The 15951-nt window shown below is 54.8% G+C and carries 14 protein-coding genes; 10 read left to right on the top strand and 4 right to left on the bottom strand.

What is annotated here, in order from left to right; translation table 11 throughout:
- The first annotated feature begins 4 nt into the window (after positions 1 to 4).
- The 8 genes from nuoI (at position 5) to NYE92_RS07480 (ending at position 8052) form a co-directional block, all read left to right on the top strand.
- On the top strand, positions 5 to 547 hold the full coding sequence (gene nuoI, locus NYE92_RS07515; RefSeq protein ID WP_013026508.1) for an NADH-quinone oxidoreductase subunit NuoI: 543 nt from the start codon (positions 5 to 7) through the stop codon (positions 545 to 547).
- Positions 548 to 557: 10 nt separating this feature from the next.
- A complete protein-coding gene (gene nuoJ, locus NYE92_RS07510; protein ID WP_014605380.1) occupies positions 558 to 1109 on the top strand; it encodes an NADH-quinone oxidoreductase subunit J in 552 nt (183 codons plus the stop codon).
- The gene (gene nuoK / locus NYE92_RS07505) at positions 1106 to 1408 is read left to right on the top strand and encodes an NADH-quinone oxidoreductase subunit NuoK (protein ID WP_013026506.1); all 303 of its coding nucleotides are present in this window, start codon (positions 1106 to 1108) and stop codon (positions 1406 to 1408) included. Before nuoJ ends, nuoK begins: the two co-directional genes overlap by 4 nt.
- Positions 1405 to 3240, top strand: a complete 1836-nt coding sequence (gene nuoL, locus NYE92_RS07500; protein WP_064374127.1) for an NADH-quinone oxidoreductase subunit L — start codon at positions 1405 to 1407, stop codon at positions 3238 to 3240. Before nuoK ends, nuoL begins: the two co-directional genes overlap by 4 nt.
- Before the next feature lie 204 nt (positions 3241 to 3444).
- Complete coding sequence (nuoM, locus tag NYE92_RS07495) at positions 3445 to 4965, top strand: NADH-quinone oxidoreductase subunit M (RefSeq protein ID WP_013026504.1); 1521 nt, start codon at positions 3445 to 3447, stop codon at positions 4963 to 4965.
- Between the two features lie 6 nt (positions 4966 to 4971).
- Complete coding sequence (gene nuoN, locus NYE92_RS07490; RefSeq protein ID WP_013026503.1) at positions 4972 to 6429, top strand: NADH-quinone oxidoreductase subunit NuoN; 1458 nt, start codon at positions 4972 to 4974, stop codon at positions 6427 to 6429.
- A 200-nt stretch (positions 6430 to 6629) separates the two neighbouring features.
- Complete coding sequence (locus NYE92_RS07485; protein ID WP_064374125.1) at positions 6630 to 7553, top strand: alpha/beta hydrolase; 924 nt, start codon at positions 6630 to 6632, stop codon at positions 7551 to 7553.
- A 40-nt stretch (positions 7554 to 7593) separates the two neighbouring features.
- The gene (locus tag NYE92_RS07480; protein WP_259018820.1) at positions 7594 to 8052 is read left to right on the top strand and encodes a GNAT family N-acetyltransferase; all 459 of its coding nucleotides are present in this window, start codon (positions 7594 to 7596) and stop codon (positions 8050 to 8052) included.
- Positions 8053 to 8141: 89 nt separating this feature from the next.
- Here NYE92_RS07480 and NYE92_RS07475 read toward each other — a convergent pair whose 3' ends face one another.
- On the bottom strand, positions 8142 to 9800 hold the full coding sequence (locus NYE92_RS07475; RefSeq protein ID WP_014605382.1) for a glucan biosynthesis protein D: 1659 nt from the start codon (positions 9798 to 9800) through the stop codon (positions 8142 to 8144).
- Between the two features lie 343 nt (positions 9801 to 10143).
- Between NYE92_RS07475 and elaB the strand changes: the two genes are divergently transcribed.
- Together elaB and NYE92_RS07465 are read left to right on the top strand one after the other, a co-directional pair.
- On the top strand, positions 10144 to 10455 hold the full coding sequence (elaB, locus tag NYE92_RS07470) for a stress response protein ElaB (RefSeq protein WP_015699853.1): 312 nt from the start codon (positions 10144 to 10146) through the stop codon (positions 10453 to 10455).
- Positions 10456 to 10662: 207 nt separating this feature from the next.
- Positions 10663 to 11859: a nicotinamide mononucleotide deamidase-related protein YfaY gene (locus NYE92_RS07465; protein WP_028715401.1), complete on the top strand. Its 1197-nt coding sequence runs from the start codon at positions 10663 to 10665 to the stop codon at positions 11857 to 11859.
- 236 nt (positions 11860 to 12095) lie between these two features.
- Here NYE92_RS07465 and yfaE read toward each other — a convergent pair whose 3' ends face one another.
- The 3 genes from yfaE to nrdA all read right to left on the bottom strand — a co-directional run bounded on the left by yfaE (position 12096) and on the right by nrdA (position 15853).
- On the bottom strand, positions 12096 to 12356 hold the full coding sequence (yfaE, locus tag NYE92_RS07460) for a class I ribonucleotide reductase maintenance protein YfaE (RefSeq protein ID WP_014605383.1): 261 nt from the start codon (positions 12354 to 12356) through the stop codon (positions 12096 to 12098).
- Positions 12357 to 12358: 2 nt separating this feature from the next.
- Complete coding sequence (gene nrdB, locus NYE92_RS07455; RefSeq protein ID WP_014594159.1) at positions 12359 to 13489, bottom strand: class Ia ribonucleoside-diphosphate reductase subunit beta; 1131 nt, start codon at positions 13487 to 13489, stop codon at positions 12359 to 12361.
- Positions 13490 to 13567: 78 nt separating this feature from the next.
- Positions 13568 to 15853, bottom strand: a complete 2286-nt coding sequence (gene nrdA / locus NYE92_RS07450) for a class 1a ribonucleoside-diphosphate reductase subunit alpha (RefSeq protein ID WP_013026495.1) — start codon at positions 15851 to 15853, stop codon at positions 13568 to 13570.
- Between the last annotated feature and the right edge of the window lie 98 nt (positions 15854 to 15951).

The raw sequence follows: 15951 nt of genomic DNA, 5'->3' as shown, positions 1-15951 counted from the left end.
ACAAATGACATTAAAAGATATTGTCGTAGGCTTCGGCACGACAGTTCGCAGTATCTGGATGATAGGCATGCACGCCTTCGCGAAACGCGAAACCCAGATGTATCCGGAAGAGCCGGTCTACCTGCCACCGCGCTATCGTGGTCGTATCGTTTTGACGCGCGATCCCGATGGGGCAGAGCGTTGCGTTGCCTGTAACCTGTGTGCAGTAGCCTGTCCGGTAGGCTGTATTTCACTGCAAAAGGCCGAAACCAAAGACGGTCGTTGGTATCCAGAGTTCTTCCGTATTAACTTCTCACGCTGCATTTTCTGCGGCCTGTGCGAAGAGGCCTGCCCAACCACCGCTATCCAGCTGACGCCGGATTTCGAGCTGGGCGAGTTCAAGCGTCAGGATCTGGTGTATGAAAAAGACGATCTGTTGATCTCGGGGCCGGGTAAATATCCGGAGTACAACTTCTACCGCATGGCAGGTATGGCGATTGACGGTAAAGATAAAGGTGACGCTGAAAATGAAGCGAAACCCATCGACGTCAAAGGCTTATTACCTTAAGGAGCAAGGCATGGAATTTGCGTTTTATCTTTGCGGACTGGTGGCGGTGGTGACGACGTTACGCGTCATTACCCACACTAATCCGGTACATGCGTTGCTGTACCTGATCGTTTCGCTGTTATCGGTGGCGGGTGTCTTTTTCTCCCTGGGTGCCTACTTTGCCGGTGCGCTGGAAATCATCGTGTATGCCGGTGCCATCATGGTGCTGTTCGTGTTCGTCGTGATGATGCTCAACCTGGGCAAGGCCACGGAGAAACAGGAACGCGAATGGCTCAGCCCGTCCCTGTGGATCGGTCCCGGTCTGGTGTCCTTTCTGCTACTGGCGGTCATGATTTACGCCATCATGACGGCACAGGATCAGGGCATTGACGGTAAAATCATCGACGCGAAAGCGGTCGGTATTAGCCTGTTTGGCCCGTATGTCCTGGCGGTTGAACTGGCATCAATGCTGCTGTTGGCCGGTCTGGTTGTTGCCTTCCATCTGGGACGTGAAGAGCGCCAGGGTGAAGTCCTGAGCAACCGTTCAAACGATGCCGCGCAGGCGAATAAGGAGCAAGCATGATCCCGTTACAACATGGATTGATTTTGGCCGCGGTGCTGTTCGTTCTTGGCCTGACCTCGCTGGTACTGCGCCGCAACCTGCTGTTTATGCTGATCAGCCTTGAAATTATGATCAACGCCGCGGCGCTGGCGCTGGTCGTCGCGGGCAGCTACTGGGGACAGGCCGATGGTCAGGTGATGTATATTCTGGCAATCAGCCTCGCCGCAGCGGAAGCCAGTATCGGTCTGGCCCTGCTGCTTCAGCTCTATCGTCGTCGTCAGACGCTGAACATTGATATTGTGAGCGAGATGCGCGGATGAACCTTCTCTATTTAACTGTCTTGTTTCCGCTGATCGGCTTTTTGCTGTTAGCGTTTTCCCGTGGTCGCTGGTCAGAGAATCTGTCGGCGACGGTCGGAATGGGATCGGTGGGGTTAGCCGCACTGACTACCCTGTATGTTGGCGTTGACTTCTTTGCTAACGGGCAGCAGGCATTCACCCAAGCGCTGTGGACCTGGATTCACGTGGGCAATTTTAACATTCAGGTCAATCTGACTCTGGATGGCCTCTCGCTTACCATGCTGTCGGTGGTTACCGGCGTCGGTTTCCTGATCCATATGTTCGCCTCCTGGTATATGCGCGGAGAAGAGGGCTATTCACGCTTCTTCGCTTATACCAACCTGTTTATCGCCAGCATGGTGGTTCTGGTGCTGGCGGATAACCTGATGCTGATGTATCTGGGCTGGGAAGGGGTAGGGCTGTGTTCTTACCTCCTGATCGGCTTCTACTACAGCAATCCGGAAAACGGCAAAGCGGCGATGAAAGCCTTTATCATCACCCGCGTCGGCGATGTGTTTCTGGCCTTTGCGCTGTTCATCCTTTACAACGAACTGGGTACGCTCAACTTCCGCGAGATGGTTGAGCTGGCACCGGCACACTTTGCGGCGGACAATCACATGCTGCAGTGGGCTACCCTGATGCTGTTAGGCGGTGCGGTCGGTAAATCGGCCCAGTTGCCCTTACAGACCTGGCTGGCCGATGCAATGGCAGGCCCGACACCGGTATCGGCACTGATTCACGCCGCGACCATGGTAACGGCAGGGGTTTACCTGATTGCGCGCACGCATGGCCTGTTCCTGCTGACGCCTGAGGTGCTGCATCTGGTCGGCATTATCGGTGCCATTACCCTGGTGCTGGCAGGCTTTGCTGCCCTGGTTCAGACGGACATCAAACGCGTCCTCGCTTACTCCACCATGAGCCAGATTGGCTACATGTTCCTGGCGCTGGGCGTACAGGCGTGGGATGCCGCGATTTTCCACCTGATGACCCACGCCTTCTTTAAAGCCCTGCTGTTCCTGTCCTCAGGTTCGGTTATTCTGGCCTGCCACCACGAGCAGAACATCTTTAAGATGGGCGGACTGCGTAAGAGCATCCCGCTGGTTTACACCTGCTTCCTGGTGGGCGGCGCCGCGCTGGCGGCACTGCCACTGATTACCGCCGGTTTCTACAGTAAAGATGAAATCCTGTTTGGTGCGCTGGCGAACGGTCATCTTAACCTGATGGTAGCGGGCCTGGTGGGTGCATTCCTGACCTCAATTTATACCTTCCGCATGATCTTCATCGTGTTCCACGGTGAAGAGAAGATTCATGCTCATGCGGGTAAAGGCATTACCCATCATCTGCCGCTGCTGGTGCTGCTGGTGCTCTCCACCTTCGTTGGCGCACTGATTACCCCACCACTGGCGGGCGTTTTGCCGGCGAATGAGTTTGGTGAAAACGGTAAAGTGACGCTGGAGATTGCATCGGGTCTGGTCGCGGTTTCCGGCATCGTGATTGCAGCCGCACTTTGGCTGGGCAAACGTCAGCTGGTGACCCGTATTGCCAACAGCGCACCGGGCCGCTTCTTCGGCACCTGGTGGTTCGCCGCCTGGGGCTTCGACTGGCTCTACGACAAGGTGTTTGTCAAACCGTACCTGGGCATTGCGTGGCTGTTAAAACGCGATCCGCTCAACGGCCTGATGAACCTCCCTGCGTTGCTTTCACGTATCGCCAATAAAGGTCTGGTGGTCAGTGAAAACGGTTATCTGCGCTGGTACGTGGCGTCGATGAGCGTGGGTGCCGTCGTGGTTCTGGCCCTGTTGCTGGTAATTTAAAGATTGATGAGCGGGGTGAGTTCGCTTACCCCAGTTAAGAATGTCCAAATAACCGAGTAATGAGCGCAATCGTCGCAGCCAGTTTCATTACCGCCAGCGCACAGCAACCGGAGCGTACTGAAGTACGTGAGGATTGCGAGCACTGCCGGGAATGAAAATGGTAAGTAAGATAGCTCATAAAAGGCCATAAAAGGGAAGTATGCCGTGTTATTACCTTGGCTAATTTTCATACCCTTCTTCGGTGGTTTTATCTGCTGGCTCGCCGAGCGCTTCGGCGCGAAAGTGCCACGCTGGATTGCACTGATCACCATGGGGCTGACGTTGGCGCTTTCACTGCAGCTGTGGTTGCAGGGAGGCTATTCACTGACGCAGGCAGCGGGTATTCCGCAGTGGCAATCGAGCTTCTCAGTACCCTGGATCCCCCGTTTCGGCATTAATTTCCATTTAGCGCTTGATGGCCTTTCGCTATTAATGGTGGTGCTGACCGGGCTGCTCGGTTTGATGGCCGTGCTGTGTTCGTGGAACGAGATCGAGAAGTATCAGGGATTCTTCCATCTTAACCTGATGTGGATTCTGGGCGGCGTTATCGGTGTGTTCCTTGCCATCGACATGTTCCTGTTCTTCTTCTTCTGGGAAATGATGCTGGTGCCGATGTACTTCCTCATCGCACTGTGGGGACATAAAGCCTCGGACGGGAAAACCCGTATCACCGCGGCCACCAAATTCTTTATCTATACCCAGGCATCAGGTCTGGTGATGTTAATTGCGATTCTGGCGCTGGTGTTTGTCCACTACAACGCGACCGGCGTCTGGACGTTCAACTACGAGCAGTTGTTGAAAACGCCCATGTCGCACACCGTCGAATATCTGCTGATGCTGGGCTTCTTTATCGCGTTTGCGGTGAAAATGCCGGTGGTGCCGCTTCACGGCTGGTTACCCGATGCGCACAGTCAGGCGCCAACGGCCGGTTCAGTGGACCTGGCGGGTATTTTGCTGAAAACTGCGGCCTATGGTTTGCTGCGTTTCAGCCTGCCGCTGTTCCCTAATGCATCCGCTGAGTTTGCCCCTATCGCGATGTGGTTAGGTATCATCGGTATCTTCTACGGCGCCTGGATGGCCTTCTCACAGACGGATATTAAACGCCTGATTGCCTACACCTCGATTTCCCACATGGGCTTTGTGCTGATTGCGATTTACACCGGCAGCCAGTTGGCCATTCAGGGCGCGGTGATACAGATGATTGCGCACGGCCTGTCTGCGGCGGCCCTGTTTATCCTGTGTGGTCAGCTGTATGAGCGCCTGCACACGCGTGATATGCGTCAGATGGGCGGTCTGTGGTCGCGCATCAAATGGATTCCGGGTTTATCACTGTTCTTTGCTGTCGCCAACCTGGGGATGCCGGGCACCGGTAACTTCGTGGGTGAGTTTATGATCCTCACCGGCAGCTTCCAGGTCGTTCCTGTCATTATTGTGATTGCGACCTTTGGTCTGGTTTTCGCTTCGGTTTATTCGCTGGTCATGATGCAGCGTGCCTACTACGGCGAAGCGAAATCTAAAGATCCACTGCCGGGAATGTCGGCACGTGAATTCCTGACCATTGGCGTGCTCGTGGTTCTGCTGGTGCTGTTGGGTATTTATCCCCAGCCGATTCTGGATACCTCACATGCTGCAATGAGCAATATTCAGCAGTGGTTTACCGCTTCAATTTCAACTACAAGGCCGTAATTCGCCATGACAATAACTCCTCAACAATTGATCGCGTTGCTGCCGCTGTTAATCGTCGGATTGACGGTGGTGGTTGTGATGCTGTCCATTGCCTGGCGACGCAATCACTTTGTTAACGCCACGCTAACAGTGGTTGGCCTGAACCTGGCTCTGCTGTCGCTGTATTTTGTGGGCCAGGTCGGGGCGATGGACGTCACGCCGCTGCTGCGCGTTGATGCTTACTCGATGTTTTATACCGCACTGGTGATGCTGGCCAGCCTGGCAACCTGTACGTTTGCCTATCCATGGCTGGCGACTTTCCCGGATAACAAGGACGAGTTTTATCTGTTGGTCCTGATTGCCGCACTGGGCGGTATCGTGCTGTCAGCGTCTAACCACCTGGCATCGCTGTTTATCGGAATTGAACTGCTGTCACTGCCGCTGTTTGGTTTGATTGGTTACGCGTTCCGCCAGAAACGTTCGCTGGAAGCGGCCCTGAAATACACTATCCTGTCGGCGGCGGCATCGTCCTTCCTGCTGTTTGGTATTGCGCTGATTTACGCTGACTCTGGCAACCTGGGCTTCGTCAGCCTGGGCAAAAGCCTGACTGACAGCATGATTCAGGCGCCACTGTTGCTGGTGGGCCTGGGAATGCTGATTATTGGTCTGGGCTTTAAGCTGTCGCTGGTGCCGTTCCACCTGTGGACGCCAGACGTGTATCAGGGGGCACCGGCTCCGGTATCAACGTTCCTGGCCACGGCCAGTAAAATCGCCATCTTCGGTGTCGTCATGCGCTTGTTCATGTATGCGCCGGTGACCGACAGCGAAGCGGTGCGAACGGTATTGGGTATCATCGCCTTCGTTTCCATCCTGTTCGGTAACCTGATGGCGATCTCGCAGAGCAACATTAAGCGCCTGTTGGGTTACTCCTCCATCGCGCATCTGGGTTATTTGCTGGTGGCGCTGATTGCGGTGAAAGATCATCAGCTGTCGCTGGAAACCTCTGGGGTTTACCTGGCCGGTTACCTGTTCAGCAGCCTGGGTGCCTTTGGTGTCGTGAGCCTGATGTCGAGCCCTTATCGCGGTCCGGATGCGGATTCACTTTACTCGTATCGCGGTCTGTTCTGGCGTCGTCCGGTTCTGTCTGCGGTGATGACGGTGATGATGCTGTCGCTGGCCGGTATTCCAATGACGCTGGGCTTTATCGGTAAGTTCTACGTGATTGCCTCTGGCGTGAGTGCGCACCTGTGGTGGTTGACCGGTGCGGTGGTGGTGGGGAGTGCTATCGGCCTGTACTACTATCTGCGCGTGACCGTGAGCCTGTACCTGAGCCCACCAGAACTGCTCAACCGCGATACGCCTGATAACTGGGCCTTCACCGCGGGCGGCGTGGTGGTACTGATTTCAGCGATTCTGGTACTGCTGTTAGGTGTTTATCCGCAGCCGTTAATCAGACTGGTACAGATGGCTCAGCCCCTGATGTAATCGTCGATTGTCATACTGAATCAGGCCCTAGGGCCTGATTTTTTTTGTCTGAAATCTGCCTACTGCACCATGCAGCGACTTAACCGCACGACCGGTGACGACGCAAGGGTTGCTGCTGCCCTAAAAAAATGCGTCATCTTCATTCTGTCTCCCTATTTTTCTGCTGCAATGTCCTCTGGCTTGTTACAGGAGCATGGCCTATGGAGCGCCGTCATTTTTTATTAGGCTTCACCGCTGTGCTGATAGTCGCAAAGAGCACGCTGTCGCGGGCATCCCAGCCGGAAATCTCACACACGGTGATTCCGCTCTGGCCTGGCACGCCACCCGGCGGCGGCGGCCCTGTCGGTGCCGTTAAGACCTCATCTTCGGGCGCACAGCGCAATATCGCGGTGCCGACGCTGACAGTGATCAAACCGAACATGCCCAACGGCCATGTTGTTCTGATAGCCGGCGGCGGGGGGTACAAACGGATAGAAATGGCGAAAGAAGCCTGGCCTGCGGCACGCTGGTTAACGGCACGCGGCTATACGGCGGCGATTCTGCGCTATCGGCTTCCCGGCGAGGGCTGGGCAGCGGGCAACATAGTCGCGCTGCAGGATGCCCAGCGCGCGCTGCGGCTGTTACGGCCGCAGGCAAAGCGGCTCTCGGTGCTGGGTTTTTCCGCGGGTGGGCATTTACTCGGAATGGCTGTGACGCGCCATGACTTTCAAAGCTATGCTGCCCTTGATGCGTTGGACAGTGCGCCAGCTTATGCTGACGGGGCGGCGCTGATCTATCCGGTGATCACCCTGGAAGCGCCCTATACGCACACCGCAACGCACCGTATGTTGGTGGGAACGCATGCGACGGCGGCAGAGGACGCAGCCTGGTCGGTTCAGAATTACGTGTCATCGACATCGCCTCCCTTTTTTCTGGTCCAGGCCGAAGACGATCCGGTTTCCGATCCCCATAACACCCTGATCATGGCCAGCGCCTGCCAACAGCATCAGGTTGACGTCGAGCTGGTGCGCTATCTCACGGGCGGGCATGGCTTTGGTATGGGAAAACCCGGCACGCCGACCATGGCCTGGCCTCAACATTATCTTCACTGGCTGCAGAAAGGCCGGCGCGGTAAAGTGATGTGATGCCTCCCGGGCTGGCGGCCCATTTTAGTAAGGATAAGACATGCATATCAGTTGGCTGGATCTTCAGCATCAAGCCTTAAGCGTTCCGCAGCTCTACGCGGCGCTGGCTTTACGCTGTGAGGTATTCGTCGTGGAGCAGCAGTGCGCCTATCTGGACGTCGATGGCCTGGATTTGCAGGGCGAGAATCGCCACATTCTCGGCATGGCACAGGGGGATCTGCTGGCCTACGCGCGCATATTGTCACCCGATCGCGCGGGGGCAGAGGTGAAAATCGGACGCGTGATCATATCCAGTAAGGCACGTGGCCTGAACTTAGGCAACCAGCTGATGACACAGGCAATCGCCAGTTGTGAGCAGCACTGGCCGGGGCGTTCACAGTTTCTCTCTGCTCAGGCGCATCTTGAGGCGTTCTATCAGCGACATGGCTTTATTACGGTCAGCGACAGCTATCTTGAGGACAGTATTCCCCATATCGATATGCGCAGAGCAGGGCAGTAAAGCGCTGCTCACGGCTCAGGTGCCCTGTCGGGCAAAAAAAATGCATCCCGGCGGTTGGCCTGAGATGCATTTCACGTGAGGCGGAAGCGTTAGCTCACGGTCATCTGGCGATCGTCAACGTATTTACGCTGGTCCGGCGGCGGTGGCACATACTGATAGAGCCAGGTCTCACTCAGGGTTTCGTCTTTGGTGCGCAGGAACAGGCGCATCTCGACGGGCTGTACGCTGTCGCTGTTGGGATACCAGTCGAACAGGATGCGGTAACCTTTTATCGGTTCGACATACAGGATCTCTACCTGTTTAAAGGTGCCTGAGGAAACCGTAATCACCGGTTCAATGCCTTTCGGTGCGGCTGCCTGCAAGTCGCCGCCGATAAAGTCCACAGCGAAACGGCGGCACCAGACATCCGGGAAGTGCTCGCCCGGCGCCCAGCCTTCGGGGAAACCACCAATGCCGGTGCGGGTCGCATCTACGCGGGCCAGATCGCTCTGAACGGGCGGCAGGGCGCTCCAGTAAAGCTTGTAGGCAAAACTGTATTCGCTACCGGCTTTGATCGGCTCTGCGGGCTGCCAGAAGCAGACGATGTTATCAAGCGTTTCGCCGGTGGTTGGAATTTCCATCAGGTTAATGGCGCCTTTGCCCCATTTGCCTACCGGTTCCACCCACAGGCTTGGGCGTTTGTTATACCAGCCAATCACGTCCTGATAGTTCTCAAAGTCATGGTCAAGCTGGAGCAGGCCAAAGCCGCGCGGGTTTTCGTCTTCGTAGGCGTTGAACTGCAGGCGCTGAGGATTATTTAACGGCCGGGCAATCCATTCACCTTTGCCGCTCCACATCGCCAGGCGATCGGAGTCATGAATCTGCGGATGATAGGTGTTACACATCCGGCGTTCGTTGGTGCCGCAGCTGAACATGCTGGTCATCGGCGAGATGCCTAACTGACGAATATCCTTGCGGGCAAAGAGATGATTCTCAATCTCCATGACCACGCGTTCTGCTTCGCAGTGAATGACAAACTTATAGGCCCCGGTGATGCTGGCGCCGTCCAGTAAGGCATAGCAGGTAAAAGTGGTGTCTTCCGCTTTCGGCGTTTCAAACCAGAAGGCCGTAAAGTCTGGAAACTCTTCCTGACCGTTGCTGAAGGTGTTGATGGCCACGCCACGCGCGGACAGGCCGTACTGATAAGTGTCATCGACCGCGCGGAAATAGCTGGCACCCAGAAACGAGACAATGTCGCGGCGGGCCAGCTCAGGTTTTTTGAAGGCGCGGAAACCGGCAAAGCCAAGATCCGTTTTACCTTGCAGTTGTTTGGTATCGACTTTGGCATCGTTGTAGTTAAACAACTCAGGACGAAAATGAATTTCGCGTGCTTCACGACTGGCGCTGTCCACAGAGAACATGCGGATGCGGCGTTTAAATCCCATGCCTACGTGGAAGAACTGCACATCCAGTTCGCGATTGGGAATATTGTTCCACAGAGAGTGGTTGGCATCATACTGAATGTCGTTGTATGCCTGTGGTGTCAGGGTTGCCAACGTGGGGGGAAGGGGGCCGGGTGCGCCGCCCCAGGGTTTTTTAGCCAGCGCGGCCGCATTCTTCTTCAACTCATCGAAATCGAAGCGTACTGCGGTTCCGTCAGCAATGCCATCATCTGCCCAGGCGGATTGCGCGAACAGCGTTGATAAGCCTGTCATACCGCTTACGGCGGAAAAGGCCATTGACGCTTTCATAAACATTCTGCGATTCATGCCAGAGATCATTCCTTAGCTGTTCGAGTTTGCTGTGACTGTCGTGTCAGCGCATTGATATGCACATGGCCTGATTATTACAGGCAACAGCTGGGTACGACAGTCGGCGTAGATAAAAATTCATTTCGTTGAAAATTTATCAGATAAATCAAATAAGCGAAGCGAAATCGCTGCCAGCAGGCCATCTCTTACACTTCTTTGCGTAGCGCCCAGCGTGACACAGATTCACTGCCGTTTTGTTTACTCACGCTGATTTTCAGGCAATTCCTGGCGGAGTTCCACGCAAAGCCCTGTTTTGGGACTATAGTTAACCAGGTGCTTTGCAATTCACATGGAGGAAATGATGGTAAAACAGACTGAATCTTTTGAAACAGGCTATGACGACGATATCGCACTGCTGACCGAAACGCTGGAAGAAGTGCTGAAGTCATCAGGGGATCCGGCCGACCAGAAATACATCGAACTGAAAACCAAAGCTGAACGAGCGCTGGAAGATGTAAAGTCACGTGTTAGTCAGGCGTCCGATAGCTACTACTATCGTGCTAAACAGGTTGCTTACCGTGCCGACGATTACGTTCATGAGAAACCGTGGAAGGGCATCGGTATTGGTGCAACGGCAGGGCTGGTTTTAGGCCTGCTGCTGGCTCGCCGTTAAGCTAAACGCGTAGTGCAATACGTACAACGGGCAGGCTCACTCCTGTCCGTTTGCGCTTTCTCAACATCCCTTGCCTGCTTTTTATCTTCTTATCTCCTCCTTATCCTCTCGCCAGACGCGGCCTTATTCGACGCTAAATCTCCCTTACAGATTGTGTTTTACGCAGGGGCTTTCTAAAGTGAACCTAATGGCACAAGGAGAAAGAACGTGATTAGAGTCGAAATGCTGTCCACGGGCGATGAAGTGTTACACGGTCAAATCGTCGATACCAACGCGGCCTGGCTGGCTGATGTGTTATTTCAGCACGGAATGCCGATGACCAGCCGTACAACAGTAGGTGATTCCCTGTCGTCCCTGGTTGAGACCTTACAGGCACGTAGTCTTGAAGCGGATGTGCTCATCGTTAACGGCGGCCTGGGGCCCACATCTGATGACCTTAGCGCCCAGGCGGCTGCGATGGCGAGTGGCGTTGAACTGGTGATGCAGGAAGCCTGGCTTGAAACTATGGAAGCCTGGTTTGCCAGTCGTGGACGTGTGATGGCCGACAGCAATCGCAAACAGGCCGAAATTCCTGCCAATGCCGAAATGCTCGATAATCCGGTCGGCACCGCCTGTGGATTTGCCCTGCAGCTCAACCGTTGCTGGCTGTTTTTTACCCCCGGCGTACCCTCTGAATTTAAAGTGATGGTTGAACAACAAATCATCCCCCGCCTGAAAAATAAATTTGACCTGCCAGAGCCGCCGCTGTGCCTGCGGCTGACGACCTTTGGTCGGGGTGAAAGCGATATTGCTAATGAACTGGAGCCGCTGGCGCTGCCGGAAAACGTGTTGATGGGCTACCGTTCATCAATGCCCATTATCGAAATTAAGCTCACGGGGCCTGCCTCACAGCGCGTGGCGATGGAGCAGGTCTGGCAGCAGGTGCGTTTACTGCTGGCGGAATGCACGATTTTTGAAGGGTTGGAGGGGCTGCCTGCGCTGTTGGCGCGAGAACTGAATCAACGTAACCTACGTCTCGCAATCAGCGAGCAGTACACGGCGGGGTTACTCAACTGGCAGTTGGCTTCGGCTGAGGTTCCCCTGAGCGCCACCGAAATTCTGCCGCAGCAGGACGAAAGCCTTGAGGTACAGGTGATGCGCACGCAGGCGCTGGCGGCGAGGCTGCAGACGCCGTTGGCCCTGTCGGTCGGCAACCTGAGCGAAGGCGAGATTTCCGTTGCGCTACACACGCCGGAGGCGACCTGGGGACAACGCGTGAAGTTTAACCACGGTCGTCATAATCTGGAAACCCGGCAAAAAGTGGTGGCGATGATGGCGATGAACATGTTGCGCCGTTGGCTACACGGCAGTGAGGTAAGCACAGGGCACGGCTGGATCGATGTGATCGAAACGGTGAAGCACTAAGCCTGAGCTTACGTAAGGGGCTGGCGTCGCCCAGCCTGTCTTATGAAAGCGCCGACAAACCGTTAAGCGGCGCGCGCTGACGGTTTTATGCTGCGGACGTGGCGTTGTTGATCTTACCTGGCTGGCAGGCTTCGATTTTGAAATCAAGGTGATTGCCCGTATTCCCTGAGCCAGCGCCAGAAAAAAAACCGCCATTCGGTTGGAATGACGGTTTTTTAACTGCCTGAGATGCAAGCCTAGAGTTCAAGCTCGATCTCGCCCTTCGCCTTACAGCAGCAGGGCAGGATCTCGCCCTGCTCAATAAACGCCAGCGGCTTTTCCGCGTAGTCGACTTCGCCGCTCAGTAGCCGCATCCGGCAGGAGCCGCAATAGCCCTCACGGCACTGGAATTCAACACACAGGTTGTTGGCTTCCAGCATCGTCAGCAGGTTAGGGTGATCGTCTGCGCCCTCCAGTCGGGTACCGGAACTGCGCAGAATAACAACGGAACGGCTCATCATTACAATTGGAAATCGTCGAAGTCGTTTTCGCCCACTTCGGAGTCAATCTGACCGACCAGATAGGAGCTGACTTCCACTTCCTGCGGGGCCACCTGAACGTTGTCCGACACCAGCCATGCGTTGATCCAGGGAATCGGGTTAGAACGCGTTTCGAAAGGCAGATCGAGGCCAACCGCCTGCATACGAATATTGGTGATGTATTCAATATACTGACACAGGATATCTTTGTTCAGGCCGATCATCGAACCGCCGCTGAACAGGTATTCCGCCCACTCTTTTTCCTGCAGCGCCGCTTTTTTGAACAGCTCAAAGCACTCTTCACGGCATTCGGCGGCGATCTCTTTCATTTCAGGATCGTCTTCGCCAGTGCGCAGCAGGTTCAGCATGTGCTGAGTACCGGTCAGATGTAGGGCTTCGTCGCGGGCAATCAGCTTGATGATTTTCGCATTGCCTTCCATCAGCTCACGCTCGGCAAACGCAAACGAGCAGGCAAAGCTGACATAGAAACGGATGGCTTCCAGCGCGTTGACGCTCATCAGACAGATGTACAACTGCTTTTTCAGGGCACGCAGGCTGACGGTGACGGACTTACCGTTAACCTGATGGGTGCCTTCACCTAACAGATGCCAGTAGCTGGTCATCTCAATCAGATCATCGTAGTACTGCGAGATATCCTGAGCACGTGCCAGAATCTGCTGGTTGGTCACGATATCGTCAAACACCACCGCCGGGTCGTTTACGATGTTACGAATGATGTGGGTGTAGGAGCGTGAGTGGATCGTCTCTGAGAATGCCCATGTTTCGATCCAGGTTTCCAGCTCAGGAATGGAGATCAGCGGCAGCAGCGCCACGTTCGGGCTGCGTCCCTGAATGGAGTCCAGCAGCGTCTGATATTTCAGGTTGCTGATAAAAATGTGTTTTTCGTGATCGGGCAGGGCCTGGTAATCGATGCGATCGCGTGAAACATCGACCTCTTCAGGACGCCAGAAGAACGAAAGCTGCTTTTCGATCAGCTTTTCAAAGATATCGTATTTCTGCTGGTCAAAACGGGCCACGTTAACGGACTGACCGAAAAACATCGGCTCTTTCAACTGGTCATTTTTATTCTGAGAAAAAGTGGAGTAAGCCATAAAAAACTGTCCAATGTAGACGAGGCTCAGCACCGGCCTCGCGGGAAAATGTGGGCGGGAATGGCTCCCGCCCGACCGTCAGATCTTACAGGCGCCGCTTTCGCAGCCATCATCCTGAATAGAAGGTGCCAGATCATCCTGCGCATCTTCCGCACCATCACGGGTGTTTTGATAATAGAGCGTCTTCACGCCGAACTTATAGGCGGTCAGCAGATCTTTCAGCAACTGCTTCATCGGCACTTTGCCATTCGGGAAGCGTGACGGATCGTAGTTGGTGTTAGACGAAATAGCCTGATCGATAAATTTCTGCATCACGCCAACCAGCTGCAGGTAACCGTCGTTGGAGGGCATATCCCACAGCAGTTCGTACTGATCTTTAAGACGCTCATACTCCGGCACCACCTGACGCAGAATACCGTCTTTGGATGCCTTGATGCTGATATGACCACGCGGCGGCTCAATACCATTGGTGGCGTTTGAAATCTGCGATGAGGTTTCAGACGGCATCAGCGCAGAAAGCGTTGAGTTACGCAGACCGTGGGTTTTAATCTGCTCACGCAGGGTTTCCCAGTCTAGGTGCAGCGGCTCATTGCAAATCGCATCCAGATCTTTCTTGTAGGTGTCGATCGGCAGTACGCCCTGCGCATAGGTGGTTTCATTAAACCACGGGCAGGCACCTTGCTCTTTCGCCAGCTCGTTTGAGGCTTTCAGCAGGTAATACTGAATGGCTTCAAAGGTTTTGTGCGTCAGGCCGTTGGCGCTGCCGTCGGAGTAACGCACGCCGTGCTTCGCCAGGTAGTAAGCAAAGTTAATCACGCCAATACCCAGCGTGCGACGGCCCATCGCACCGCGTTGTGCGGCAGGAATCGGGTAATCCTGATAATCGAGCAGGGCATCCAGCGCACGTACCGCCAGGGTCGCCAGCTCTTCCAGATCGTCCAGGCTGTCAATGGCGCCCAGGTTGAACGCTGACAGCGTACACAGCGCGATTTCACCGTTCTCGTCGTTGACGTCGCTCAGCGGCTTGGTCGGCAGCGCAATTTCCAGACACAGGTTAGACTGGCGAACCGGCGCGATGCTGGCGTCAAACGGGCTGTGTGTGTTGCAGTGATCGACGTTCTGGATGTAGATACGGCCCGTTGAGGCGCGTTCCTGCATCATCAGCGAGAACAGATCCACGGCTTTCACTCGCTGCTTGCGAATGCTGCTGTCTTTTTCATATTTGGTGTAGAGGCGCTCAAACTCATCCTGATCGGCAAAGAAGGCATCGTACAAGCCAGGCACGTCTGACGGGCTGAACAGCGTGATGTCTTCGCCTTTAAGCAGACGCTGATACATCATTTTGTTGAGCTGCACGCCATAGTCCATATGACGCACGCGGTTGCCTTCAACGCCACGGTTGTTTTTCAGCACTAACAGGCTTTCGACTTCCAGGTGCCACATTGGGTAGAACAGCGTGGCTGCGCCGCCACGAACGCCGCCCTGCGAACAGGATTTCACCGCAGTCTGGAAGTGCTTATAGAACGGGATACAGCCCGTGTGGAATGCTTCGCCACCACGGATAGGGCTGCCCAGCGCGCGGATACGTCCGGCGTTGATACCAATGCCCGCGCGCTGAGAAACGTATTTCACAATGGCGCTGGAGGTGGCATTGATCGAATCCAGGCTGTCGCCGCACTCAATCAGCACGCAGGAGCTGAACTGACGCGTAGGCGTACGCACTCCCGACATGATGGGCGTTGGCAGCGAGATTTTGAAGGTCGAGATCGCATCGTAGAAACGCTTGATGTAATCCATACGCGTATCGCGCGGATAACCTGAGAACAGGCAGGCGGCGACCAGGATATACAGGAACTGGGCACTTTCGTAGATCTCACCGGAAACGCGGTTCTGAACCAGGTATTTGCCTTCTAACTGCTTCACGGCCGCGTAGGAGAAATTCATATCGCGCCAGTGGTCGAGAAAGCCATCCATCTGCTCGAACTCTTCACGGCTGTAGTCTTCCAGCAGATGGCGATCGTACTTGCCCAGATCGACCATCTTAACAACCTGATCGTACAGCGCGGGCGGTTCAAACTGACCGTAAGCTTTTTTACGCAGGTGGAAGATTGCCAGTCGGGCAGCAAGGTATTGATAGTCAGGGGCATCGCGAGAAATAAGGTCTGCAGCGGCCTTGATGATCGTTTCATGGATGTCAGACGTTTTGATGCCATCATAAAACTGAATGTGGGAACGCAGCTCTACCTGTGAAACCGACACATTGTTCAGCCCTTCGGCCGCCCAGTCGAGGACACGGTGAATTTTGTCGAGATCAATGCGCTCCTGGCGGCCATCGCGTTTAGTAACGAGCAGACTTTGGTTCATGTCGCGTTTTTACCTTTGCGTGAGTATCCAATAATTAAAAGAAATCCCGATTTATACACAGCATATTCATTGTGAATAATGTTGTGGATAAACACTAC

This window comes from Pantoea sp. B566 (assembly GCF_024793925.1).
GTDB classification, from domain to species: Bacteria; Pseudomonadota; Gammaproteobacteria; order Enterobacterales; family Enterobacteriaceae; genus Pantoea; species Pantoea ananatis.
The sequence above is the reverse complement of the archived record's forward strand: the minus strand, read 5'-3'. Positions and strand labels throughout refer to the sequence as shown.